The following is a 12,217-nucleotide window of genomic DNA, read 5'->3' on the forward strand; positions in this document are numbered from 1 at the left end:
ATTAATTCAAAGAGTCTAACTTTAGGGTTAGACTCTTTTTTTATGTCTTTATTTAGCTACAAAACAATCAGTCTGTTAAGCATTGATGTGGCCGTTGGCGCTGTGATATCATCTGCATTTATAGCCAAAGTATTTGCTGTAGAAGTTGATGTCATCACGTACTTGGTGCTGGGCTTGGTAGTATGGGCTATTTATACCTTTGATCATTTATTAGATGCGAAAATAAGCGTAAGTGGTGTACAGCTTGAACGATATAAGTTTCATAATGAGAAATTTATACCAATTTCATTGTTACTGATTGTATCGTTGCTTACAATTCTTGGGTTGATATTCTTTTTGCCTAAAAATGTAATACTATATGGTACGGCACTGGGTCTGTTGGTCATTATCTATTTTGTGTCTATCCATTTATTGCCATGGCGTGTGGTATATCATAAAGAAATAACCGCAGCCTTGGCGTATTTTATGGGCATTTTAATTGGGCCAATAAGCTCATTAAACTTACCTCTACAGACAGAGCATTTTATATTTCTGCTTTGTTATTTTCTAATAGTATTAATGAACCTTATAATTTTCTCAGGTTTTGATAGAACTACAGATGAAATCAACAATTTCTCAAGTATTCATAGGGTTATGGGATACAGGAGTATGAAATATGCCATAGCTATTCTATCTGTGCTAATCCTCCTATTCAGTTGGCTGGTATTCATGAATTTTGGATGGATTGCAAGCACAGTATTGTGCTCTATGTTTGTTGTGCTTTTAGGTATTTATAGCTTCTCCAGTAGGCCATGGGTATGTAAATATTATCGCATTGCTGGTGATGGAATATTCTTATTGCCCGCGGTTTATTTTTTATGAATAATTTTAACCGAGTAAGCTTTTTTTATGATTGGCTGGCAAAGCTGGTTTTCGGTAGGTCAATATTAAATTCTCAGACTGCATTCTTTAGTTATTTGAAAGAAGGTGATGAAATTCTTATTTGCGGTGGAGGCACAGGTCAAATTCTTAAAGAATTAGAGAAGCTCAATATAAAATTAAGAATAGACTATGTAGAGAAATCTAAGAAAATGATTGACAGGGCTAAAGAAATGGCGCCATTGAATAAATTAGACATTCAATTCATACAAAAAGACATATTTGATGTACAGCTGAAAAAATATCAAATCGTAATTACACCTTTCTTTTTAGATGTATTTAAGGAGGAGAATTTGATAAAGTTGATTGATAAACTTAGTAGTTCTCTTCAAACCACGGGCTTTTGGTTGTGTACTGACTTCAAAAGAACGAACCAAAGGTGGAAGGATATCTTTATTCAATTCATGTACTGGTTCTTTCGATTAACAACGAATTTGGAAGGCAATCTTCTTTTAGATTTTGAAAGTAGCATAGTTAAAAGTGGTTGTAAAAAACTTCGTTCGGCTACTTACTTTCATGAAATGATTGAAGCGGGATTGTACCAGAAACTATAAATATTTAGATGCTTCTCTAACACTCAAGGGCGCCAGTTTATGGGTATTCACAAAATGGGTCACCCAATCCTTATTATGTTTAGAGTATTCTCTTAATGACCAGCCAATTGCCTTTTGAATAAAAAATTCTGACGAATCCGATAGCGTAAGGATGGCCTGAGATAATAACTCTTTATCAGTTTCTTGTTTGTATTTAAGCTGGAAAAGTAGCATAACTCTGTTTAACCAAAAATTATCTGACTGAAGCCATTTGTTAAAATAAACAGGTATTAAGTCAGGGTGATTTTTAAAATGTACGCCTACAATATTGGAAGAAATTAAATCTACAGTATCCCACCACTGATGGTATTCCAACATGTATTCGATAATGTGAATTTTATCGGCATCAGACTTCTTGATCAATTTTTGGAAGAGCTCAACACCACAATAGTGATACTCTCTGTATGGAAAACTCCACAAGCCGATTAAAACACCATCGATAGTTTCTTGATTAGGTAGTCCGTGTTTTTTAGTAAATTCAGCTAGTAACTGCTTTCGCTTTGGTTGTTTGATGCCTAAAAAAGTGAACCTGTTTTTCATATAGGCACTCATGCCGGCAGCCAGTTCGGTATTGCCCTTATCTTTGAAATGCTTATGTAATTCAACCAAATATTTCATTTGCTTTGAGCCTATCTAACTCTGATTTAGTTACTTTTAATTTATGAAAAAAATTGGCCTTCTAATCTTATCCATTCTATTTCTTCATGGCTGCGCAAATAATCAAGAGCCAAGTAATTCCAGTGATATTGAAATGCCACAGGCAATTATGCCATCTGAAAAGTATAATGTAGCATTTGTAATTGTTAATGGAGTCTATAATTCAGAATTGGTGGCTCCTATGGATATTTTACATCATACAGTTTACCATACTGAACCTAGAATGAAGGTTTTTACTGTTGCCCCTGATACAACACTCATCACTACTTTTGAAGGGCTAAAAATTAAGCCAGATTACTCTTTTGCATCGGCTCAACTCCCTGATATTAACGTTTTGGTTGTACCCAGTGCGGAGCATAGTATGAGCAGTGATTTAGAGAATGACGAACTCATTAATTTTGTAAAAGAGAAAGGAAATGCTGCCAACTATGTAATGTCCCTATGCGATGGAGCGTTTGTGTTAGCTCAGGCAGGATTGGTAGATGGCAAAGAATCAACCACATTTCCTTCAGATATTGATGCTTACGCGCAAAGATTTCCACAGTTGAAAGTTCATAAGGGTGTGAGTTTTGTACATGACGGCAAATTAATTACCTCTGTAGGAGGTGCTAAATCGTATGATCCGGCACTCTATTTATCTGAACTTTTGTATGGTAAAAAAGCAGCAGAAGGGCTTGCCAGAGGGTTAGTAATCGACTGGGATATTAATAGCATTAAGTTCGTGCGAGTAGCTGATTAAATCAATTTTGTTTTCACCACAATTTCATTGTGAAGTGTTCTATGAACTGGGCACTTATCGGCAATTTCCAATAAACGATCTCTTTGTTCAGCAGTAAGGTTACCGGTAAGTTCAATTTCTCTTTCTATTTGATCCAGCACAGAACTTTTACTTTCAGGGTTTTCCGAGTCTTTCGTATGTTCTTTTGAGTGCTGTAAATGAACTTTCACCTCTTTCAAGTCAATTTCTTTCCTATCTGCATACATTCTTAATGTCATGCCCGTGCATGCTCCCAATGCCGCCACTAATAAATCATAAGGTGAAGGACCAAAATCGCCACCCCCGAGTGATTTAGGTTCATCGGCTAATAAATAGTGATTTTCAGTTTTTATTTCAGTGAGATACTTATCCATCCCAGTTCTTACTGTTACCTGCTTTTCGGAGGTTAACTCATTTTCCTTTTTGTACTCAACATACCGTTCTGCCCATGCAGCGATAATATTGCCTACATAACTGGAGTCTGTATTTTTAGTTAAAAGGTGGTTTGCCCCATCCAACGAAATGAAACTTTTTGGATGATGGGCCGCTTCATAAATCTTTCGGGCATTTTCAACTCCCACGATCTCATCCTGCGGGCTGTGCATTACCAATAACGACTTCTTTAATTTTGATATCTTTTGATCATTGTTAGCTTGCTCGATATCTTCAATAAACTGCTGCCGAATTTTGAATGGCCGGCCTCCAATTTTAACAGTAGCCTCACCTTCCTTCTTAATAGTTTCTAAGTCTTTATCAAACATGTGCGTTACATGGCCTGGGTCAAATGGCGAGCCAATGGTAACAACAGCCTTAGCTTCAGGCATTTGATGTGCTGCGGCCAAAACTGCAGCTCCGCCAAGCGAATGACCAATTATAATGGCAGGAGCTTTGTACTGCTCTTTCATAAAATCATAAGCACTCACTAAATCGGAGATATTGGAGTTGAAGTTGGTATTTGAGAAGTCACCTTCGCTACTTCCTAAACCGGTAAAATCAAAACGCAAAACGGCTATTCCTTTCTGGGTCATTGCTCTGCTAATATTTACTACTGCTTTAAGGTCTTTAGAGCAGGTAAAGCAATGCGCAAAAATGGCATAGGCAAGAGGGTTACCATCTACAGGTAATTCTAATATAGCATGGATAGTTTGACTTTCTGTATTCTGAAATTTCACCGGTTCAAGCTTCATCTTTTGTGGGGTTAAGAATTTATTGATATAAAATACTGGTTTTTCTTACACTAATATGGAATGTAGCTGACTAAACGTTATATTGCAAAATTTTATTCCGAGATTGTATAAGTTATGATTCAATTAGGTCCGGATGGACTGGTAATTTCTGAGTTGTTTGAGGCAAGTGTAGATGGCATTTTCTTGTTGGATGATGACTGTAGGGTATTTTCTTGGAATAAGAAAATGAAATCGCTCACTGGTTTTGATCAGGATCTTGTCAAAGGCAAACACATTTTTAATCTTTCAGGCCAGTTTAAAAGAACATTTTTTATTGAGGCGCTTAAATCAGCCTTAAATAATGAGGGTTCTGTCTTATCAGAAAGACTAGTATTTCCTGTAAAGGGATCTTTCGTTTATTGCCAGGCCAGTATATCACCATTCAGTTTGCCATATGGCGAAGGAATTGGCTGCATGGTTGTTTTACGGCAACTCAATGAGAGCAAGAAAGAGAGTAGGTTTAAGCCTTTGGTAGAAGAATCTCCTATTGCCACAGCAATTTATGATAGAAAAGGGCAGCCTAAATATTTTAATAAGGCCTATGGCAAGATTTGGGGTGCATCAACCAAAATTTCAAGCTACGTTTTAGATTCTTACAATATTCTTGAAGATATACAGCTTGTAGATTTAGGGATAATGCCATTTATCGAAAAGGCCTTTGCTGGTGAAACATGCGAAATTCCAGCTGTATCTTATAATCCGGAAAAAACACCAGCCCTTAAAAATTTGGGCTTAGATGAATACAAATTCGTCAAAGGACATTTGTTTCCAATAGTAAATGCTGAAAGGCAGGTGGAAGAAGTAGTTCTTGTTTTAAATGATGTTACTTTTCAAAAACAAGCCGAGCAGATACTCTCAGATACACATGCTAAATTTCAAAAGTTAACTCACGGACTACCAGGAGTAATTTACGAATACGAAGAAATAGGCGAAAACCCACACACATTCAGATACATAAGCGAAGGGTGCCAGGATATGTTTGGGTTTTCACCCGAGGAGATTCTTGCCAACTCAGCACTGCTAGAAAATAGAATCCATTCAGAAGATATTGATAGTTACAGGCAGTCGATGCGAAATAGTGAGTTTGGCGCCCGTAATTGGGCATGGCAAGGCCGCATCGTGGTAAACAATGTAACTAAGTGGATTGAAGGAAAATCCAGCCCAACAAAACTGAATGATGGTTCCATCGTGCGTTATGGACTGCTTCTTGACATCACAGATAAAAAAGAAGTGGAGCGCCAGTATAAATTAACCGAAGAGCGGCTTCAACTTGCCCTAGATGGTGCTGATCTTGGTCTTTGGGAGTGGGAGCATAAAAAGGGAAAATTCTTACTTAATAAATCATGGGCTCATAAATTGGGTTATGATCATAGTGAATTCAACAAACACTTTTCAAAGTGGGAGTCATTGGTTCATCCGGAAGATTTAGAAGTATTTAATACAAAAACTGAGCAATTCTCCTTAGGCACAAAAGAAGTGGTTGAATTTGAGTACCGCATGAAAACTAAATCAGGTGAGTGGGTTTGGGTGCTTGATAGAGGCAAAGTAATAGAACGAACGAAAACAGGGAAAGTAAAACGCGCTTCAGGTACCATTTTGGATGTCAATAAATCCAAAATAACCCAGCAGCTTATAAAGCAAAATGAACAGTTATTTACTCAGCTGTTTGAAAATGCACCGCTAGGCCTTGTGTTGCTTGATGACAAGCACCAGGTAGTACAAATGAATCAAGGGTTTGTTGATATGTTTGGCTACACTCAGGAAGAAGTAATTGGCAACCAGCTTAATAATATTATTGTACCCGATGCCAGTGTTCAGGAAAGCATAGACATCAATACACTTACCTCAAAGGGGACTGTCGGTATCCTGGAGTCACACCGTTTGCATAAAAATGGTAATATGGTTCCTGTAATTATCTATGGTGTGCCAATTTCTTACAACGAAACAACCATAGGCATCTATGGCATCTATGTAAATATTGCCGAGCGCGTTAAAGCTGAAAAGGAACTGCAAATCCGAAATAACGAACTGGATAATTTCGTATATAAAGTTTCGCACGACTTAAGGGCGCCACTTTCATCAATACTAGGATTAGTTCATTTGGCTAATCATGAGCAGAACGAGGATGACTTGAAAGAATATATCGCTATCATTGAGAATAGAGTAAAGCAGCTCGATAGTTTTATTAATGATGTACTTAGCCACTCAAAAAACCTGAAAATGGATGTGAAGGTGGATGAGATTAACTTTAAGGAAATTATTGATAACTGCTATGCAGAATTAAGTTATCTGCCGCATTCACAAAATGTTTTGCGTAAAATAGCCATTGATGGCCCTGCTTTTTATAGTGATGTTTGGCGTATCAAAGAAGTGTTCAGAAACTTAATTTCTAACGCCATCAAGTATGCTGATCCGGAAAAAGATTGCTCGTTCATTTCATTAGATATTACTATTACTGAAGAGCAAGCCACTATCAGAGTAGAGGATAACGGAATTGGCATTGATGATGAATCGTTGCCTAAAATATTCGAAATGTTCTACCGTGCTACTACCAAAGCAGAAGGTTCGGGTATTGGACTATACATTGTTAAAAATGCAATCGAAAAGCTAGGCGGACAAGTAGAGCTGGAAAGCAAGGCCGATGAAGGCACCATCTTTAACATAATTTTGCCTAATCAATGTCATAACGCTGAAATTAAGGCGTAGAAGGCTTATACTTGCAACATGAACGTTGTTGAAGTTAAAGACAAGTCCTCAATCAAAGAATTTATTCAGTTTCCGGTTCGTCTGTATAAAGATGAGAAAACCTGGATTCGCCCTCTAGATAAGGACATCGAAAATGTTTTTGACCCAAAGAAAAACAAGACTTTTAGAAATGGTAAATGCACTCGCTGGATTCTTCAGCGAGATGGAGAAACGATAGGTCGAATAGCTGCTTTCGTTAATGAAAAAACCGTTCATAAAGATAATGATCAACCTACTGGTGGGCTTGGTTTTTTCGAGTGTATTAATGATCGGCAAGCGGCTAATTTACTTTTTGATACAGGTAAAAAGTGGTTAGAAGACCAGGGAATGGAAGCCATGGATGGGCCCATTAACTTTGGCGAACGAGATAAATGGTGGGGTTGTTTAATTGATGGTTTTCATATTGAACCTAATTACAACTGTAATTACAACTTCCCTTATTATGTTCAGCTTTTCGAGAACTATGGCTTTCAAATATATTTCAAGCAATTTACGTTTGGTAGAAAAGTAAGAGCGCCATTCTCTCAGAAACTAATGGAGAAGGGTGAAAAAATTATGGCTGATAAAGACTCCGGATACCACTTTGAGCATCTGAGACTTAAGAATTTAGCTAAATACACGGAAGATTTTAGAGTAGTATATAATAAAGCCTGGGCTAGGCATAAAGGGGTTTCAAAGATGACTTCCTTACAAGCGAAAGCCATAATGAAGCAGATGAAACCGATCATCGATGAAAAGATTATTTGGTTTGGTTATCATAACAATGAGCCCATTGCCTTTTACATAAATCTGCCTGAAGTAAACCAGATTTTTAAGTACGTTAATGGCAAGTTAGATTGGATTGGTAAACTAAAATTTGTTTACCATAAGTGGCGCAAGAGTTGTAATAAAATGCTGGGCTTAGTATTTGGTATTGCCCCGGAGCATCAAGGAAAAGGGGTTGAGGGAGCTTTAGTTTTAGCTACAGCCCAAATGGTGCAAAAGGACTACCAAAGATATGATGATTTAGAAATGAATTGGATTGGAGATTTTAATCCAAAAATGATTAGAGTGGTAGAACAAGTCGGTGGAGATATTGTTAAAACCCATGTCACCTACCGTAAATTGTTTGATGAATCAAAACCATTCAAGCGTTGTCCTATTCAGTAGTTGGTGAATGAATATTTTGAATTTTAGATCAAGAATTTTAGTTAAGAATATTTTGAAAGGCCTGCTTTGGTTAACAGGACTTATCGTGTTATTCTATGTTTTTGAAGAGTACACGCATTTCAATTTATTTTTAGAACACATAGCACAATGGCCTTGGGCTGTTTATTCTGTATTTATTGCTTCTGAAATAATTTTTGGGATTATACCACCCGAGTTCTTTGTTAAATGGTCTGAAAGCCATGGTTTATTCAATACCTATGTGGCGAATGTAGCCTTACTGGCAATCATTTCTTATGGGGCAGGTGTATTAGGTTATTACATAGGTTCCAACCTCAGAAATGTTGCTTTTTTTAAGCCGTATTTTGATAGATACATCCGCAGATACAGAAACTTACTGAATAAATACGCTGGATTCCTTATTCTTATTGGAGCTGTAACTCCTGTACCGTTTTCAGCAATATGTATGCTTGTAGGAGCTACAAACTTTGATTTTAATAAATTCTTGCTGGTAGCCTCCACCCGTTTTTTAAGATTTGCCTTTTACTCAGCTGCTTTATTTTACATATAACAGATTATGAAGAAAAGAACCGGAGTACTTTTAATTAACCTTGGAACGCCTGATAGCCCTTCTGTTGGTGATGTTCGCTCCTACCTGTTTCAATTTTTAAATGATCCTAGAGTAATTGATATACCAAAATTGCTTAGAATGATTTTGGTGAACTTAATCATCGTTCCTTTTAGAGCACCAAAGTCAGCAAAGATTTATAAAGAATTATGGACGGATGAAGGTTCACCACTTTTGAATATTAGTCAGAATGTGGCTAACAAATTGGATAAAGAGTTAGGCGATGATTTCGATGTACACCTTGCCATGCGTTATAAAAATCCAAACATCAAGGATGTGTTGGAGCAAATGCGATTAAAGAATTATACTAAGATTGTAGTGATCACCATGTTTCCCCAATATGCCTCGGCTAGCACGGGCTCAGCTTATGAGTTGGTAATGGATGTAGTGAAAAAGTGGTGGGTAATTCCTGAAATACAATTTGCTGGGCAGTATTATGACCATCCTGATTTTATTGAAGCTATTGCGGATAGAGCATCCAAATATAATTTTGACGAATATGATCACATTTTATTCTCCTACCATGGCGTACCTGACAGGCATGTAGATAAGGTTTATGCTACTGGTTTATGTACTGATAGAGACTGCGAACACGAAATCACAGAAGAGAACCAATATTGCTATAAAGCTACTTGTTACGCAACAACCAGGCTTTTAGTGAAGAGGCTGGGAATTCCTGAAGACCAATATACCGTTTGTTTTCAATCGCGGTTAGATAAAAAGTGGCTTACGCCATTTTCTGACAAGGTTGTAGAGGAATGGGGCAAAAAGGGAGCTAAGAAATTGCTCGTTTTCTCACCAGCCTTTACTGCTGACTGCCTGGAAACTATTATTGAAATTGGTGATGAGTACCAGGAAATTTTTGAAGAACATGGCGGTGAGAAAGTACAGTTAGTGGAAAGCCTGAACGAACACCCGCTGTGGATTAAGTGTTTGAAGGAGTTGGTCTTGAAATAGCTTATTTTAACGCTTCTTGCTTATAAAACTCCGCAATCTTCTCACTCGCATAATCAATCTCTTCAACGGTATTATACTTGCTAAAAGAAAATCTAACAGCGCCTCTGTTTGGGTTGGTCTTAATGCCAGCCAATACGTGAGAGCCGGTTGTGGCTCCACTTGAGCAAGCACTACCTCCAGATGCCGAGATGCCATTAATATCTAGCGTAAATAATAGCATATCATTATCCTGAGATTCAGGCAAGCATACATTCAAAACAGTGTAAAGGCTCTTTTCAGGATTGTCAGACTCGCCATTGAATGAAACACCTTCAATAGAATTTTTAAGATTATCAATCATTCTATCTTTTAAACCCTGAATATGATTTTGGTGCTCAGCCATTTCTCGATAGGCAATTTCTAACGCTTTAGCTGTGCCAATGATGCCATATACATTTTCTGTTCCCCCGCGCATATTACGTTCTTGTGCGCCACCATGAATAAATGGAGCAATTTTGGTGTTTTTATCTATATACATAAAACCGGCACCTTTTGGCCCATGGAATTTATGGGCTGCTCCAGTAATGCACTGAACATCTAATTCACTTAAATTATGCGCATAATGACCCATGGTTTGCACTGTGTCTGAATGAAAAATAGCATTGTGTTTTTTGCAAATTTCTCCGGTCGCTTTTAAGTCTAAAATGTTACCAATCTCATTATTGGCATGCATTAGCGAGACAAAACTTCGCTCATTCTTGGCTAGTAGTTCATCTAAATGATCCAGGTCAACATTACCCTTCTCATCTAAATTCACATAGCTTAATTTAATCTTGCCCGTTGTTTCTAAATTTTCTAACGTATGCAGCACAGCATGGTGCTCAATTTTAGAAGTAATTGCATGCGAAAGGTTATAAGAAGATATGCTGCTACAGATTAAGGTGTTATCCGCCTCAGTTCCTCCAGATGTAAAAAAGATTTCTCCTGGAGATACTTTAAGTAGCTCAGCAACAGTTTTTCTCGCTGATTCTATGGCCGAACGCACCTGTCTGCCATGGGAATGTGTACTACTTGGATTTCCATAGTTATCCAATAAATAAGGTTTCATTGCCTCGAAAACCTCCGGATCTAATGGCGTAGTGGCAGCATTATCTAGATATACTTTCATCAACCTAGGCTTTAGTACTAATAATCTCTTTTATATCGCTAATAATTTTCTTTGCCAGGTATTCTGCCGTAGCTTCTGACTCAGACTCACAGTAAATTCTAATAATTGGCTCAGTGTTCGATTTTCTCAAATGCACCCACTCATTTTCAAACTCAATTTTCACTCCATCAATATCATTGATTTTATTCTTAGAGTATTGATTTTTAATCTCAACTAAAATCTTATCAACATCCACTTCAGGAGTTAACTCAATTTTATTTTTTGAAATATGATAGTTGGGGTATGTTCCTCTTAATCTGGAACACGATTTACCAAATTTCGCTAAATGAGTAAGAAATAATGCAATTCCAACCAGTGCATCTCTACCATAATGTAACTCAGGATAGATAATGCCACCATTTCCTTCACCACCGATTATGGCGTTAGTGCGCTTCATTTCTTCTACAACATTTACTTCACCTACAGCTGCTGCACTGTAAGTGCCGCCATGCTTTTCAGTTACTACTCTTAATGCCATTGATGATGACATGTTTGATACCGTTGCTCCTTTTTTCTGACTCAGGATGTAATCTGCAACAGCTACCAGAGTGTATTCTTCACCAAATGGAGTGCCGTCTTCCTGTATGAGCGCGAGTCTGTCAACATCAGGGTCGACCACTATCCCTAAATCATATTTACCTTTTTCTAATTCCGATGAAATTTGTGTTAGGTTCTCTGGTAATGGCTCTGGATTGTGTGGAAAATGACCTGTAGGCTCACAAAATAATTGTTTGCATTCCACTCCCAGAGCATCTAGAAGTTTTGGGATGGCAATTCCACCAGTGGAGTTCACAGCATCAACCACTACGCTAAAGCCTTTTGCTTTAATCGCTTCTACATCTACCAAAGGCAAATCCAGAATCATTTGAATATGCTTATCAATATAGGTATCGTCTTTTTTTATCTCACCAAGATGATTTACCTCTGCAAACTCGAAATTGGCCTTTTCACCTAATTCGAGTACTTCTGCACCATCTGCGCCACTTATAAATTCACCTTTTTCATTTAATAACTTTAGCGCATTCCATTGCGCGGGGTTATGACTAGCGGTAAGTATAATGCCACCTGCAGCATCTTCAAGCGGCACGGCAATTTCTACCGTTGGAGTTGTAGAAAGACCTAAGTCCACCACATCCATACCCAGTCCAACAAGCGTACTGGCGACTAAGTTGCTCACCATCTCGCCAGAAATTCTGGCATCTCTACCAATAACTATTTTATTTTTTCCGGATTTTTCCTTTGCCCAACTACCAAAAGCTGCTGTAAATTTTACAACATCTATTGGAGTTAAATTTTCATCTGCCTTACCGCCTATGGTACCTCTTATTCCAGAAATTGATTTGATTAATGTCACTCTAAACGCATTTAATTTTCAATGTGCAAAGTTAACATTTTTAGACATCC

General features: G+C 37.6%; 11 protein-coding genes. 7 read left to right on the forward strand and 4 right to left on the reverse strand.

The annotated features are described in order from the left end of the window. Window positions 1-42 precede the first annotated feature (42 nt). Entirely contained in the window at window positions 43-861 is an 819-nt protein-coding gene (locus JR347_RS04560) for a hypothetical protein (protein WP_205722868.1), read from the forward strand. Continuing rightward, the gene (locus JR347_RS04565; protein WP_205722869.1) at window positions 858-1,472 is read left to right on the forward strand and encodes a class I SAM-dependent methyltransferase; all 615 of its coding nucleotides are present in this window, start codon (window positions 858-860) and stop codon (window positions 1,470-1,472) included. Before JR347_RS04560 ends, JR347_RS04565 begins: the two co-directional genes overlap by 4 nt. Here JR347_RS04565 and JR347_RS04570 read toward each other — a convergent pair. Further along, a complete protein-coding gene (locus tag JR347_RS04570) occupies window positions 1,467-2,129 on the reverse strand; it encodes a DNA alkylation repair protein (RefSeq protein WP_205722870.1) in 663 nt (220 codons plus the stop codon). The genes JR347_RS04565 and JR347_RS04570 overlap by 6 nt on opposite strands. Window positions 2,130-2,172: 43 nt before the next feature. Between JR347_RS04570 and JR347_RS04575 the strand changes: the two genes are divergently transcribed. Next, window positions 2,173-2,907: a DJ-1/PfpI family protein gene (locus tag JR347_RS04575; RefSeq protein ID WP_205722871.1), complete on the forward strand. Its 735-nt coding sequence runs from the start codon at window positions 2,173-2,175 to the stop codon at window positions 2,905-2,907. Here the strand turns inward: JR347_RS04575 and JR347_RS04580 are convergent. After that, window positions 2,904-4,112 (reverse strand): bifunctional alpha/beta hydrolase/OsmC family protein, encoded by a 1,209-nt coding sequence (locus JR347_RS04580; protein WP_205722872.1) that lies wholly within the window; start codon window positions 4,110-4,112, stop codon window positions 2,904-2,906. The two genes, JR347_RS04575 and JR347_RS04580, sit on opposite strands and share 4 nt — an antisense overlap. Before the next feature lie 114 nt (window positions 4,113-4,226). On the opposite strand from JR347_RS04580, the gene JR347_RS04585 reads away from it, so the two are divergent. The 4 genes from JR347_RS04585 to hemH are packed head-to-tail and all read left to right on the forward strand — an operon-like array spanning window position 4,227 to window position 9,627. After that, window positions 4,227-6,857 (forward strand): PAS domain S-box protein, encoded by a 2,631-nt coding sequence (locus tag JR347_RS04585; RefSeq protein ID WP_205722873.1) that lies wholly within the window; start codon window positions 4,227-4,229, stop codon window positions 6,855-6,857. Window positions 6,858-6,875: 18 nt separating this feature from the next. Next, window positions 6,876-8,045: a hypothetical protein gene (locus tag JR347_RS04590; RefSeq protein WP_205722874.1), complete on the forward strand. Its 1,170-nt coding sequence runs from the start codon at window positions 6,876-6,878 to the stop codon at window positions 8,043-8,045. A 7-nt stretch (window positions 8,046-8,052) separates the two neighbouring features. Further along, window positions 8,053-8,613, forward strand: coding sequence for a hypothetical protein (locus JR347_RS04595; protein ID WP_205722875.1), 561 nt, complete (start codon window positions 8,053-8,055; stop codon window positions 8,611-8,613). 6 nt (window positions 8,614-8,619) lie between these two features. Then, complete coding sequence (gene hemH / locus JR347_RS04600; RefSeq protein ID WP_205722876.1) at window positions 8,620-9,627, forward strand: ferrochelatase; 1,008 nt, start codon at window positions 8,620-8,622, stop codon at window positions 9,625-9,627. A 1-nt stretch (window position 9,628) separates the two neighbouring features. On the opposite strand, the gene JR347_RS04605 is transcribed toward hemH, so the two are convergent. After that, complete coding sequence (locus JR347_RS04605; protein ID WP_205722877.1) at window positions 9,629-10,774, reverse strand: cysteine desulfurase family protein; 1,146 nt, start codon at window positions 10,772-10,774, stop codon at window positions 9,629-9,631. A 4-nt stretch (window positions 10,775-10,778) separates the two neighbouring features. After that, window positions 10,779-12,167: a phosphoglucosamine mutase gene (glmM, locus tag JR347_RS04610; protein WP_205722878.1), complete on the reverse strand. Its 1,389-nt coding sequence runs from the start codon at window positions 12,165-12,167 to the stop codon at window positions 10,779-10,781. Between the last annotated feature and the right edge of the window lie 50 nt (window positions 12,168-12,217).

Source organism: Fulvivirga lutea (assembly GCF_017068455.1).
Classification (GTDB): Bacteria; Bacteroidota; Bacteroidia; order Cytophagales; family Cyclobacteriaceae; genus Fulvivirga; species Fulvivirga lutea.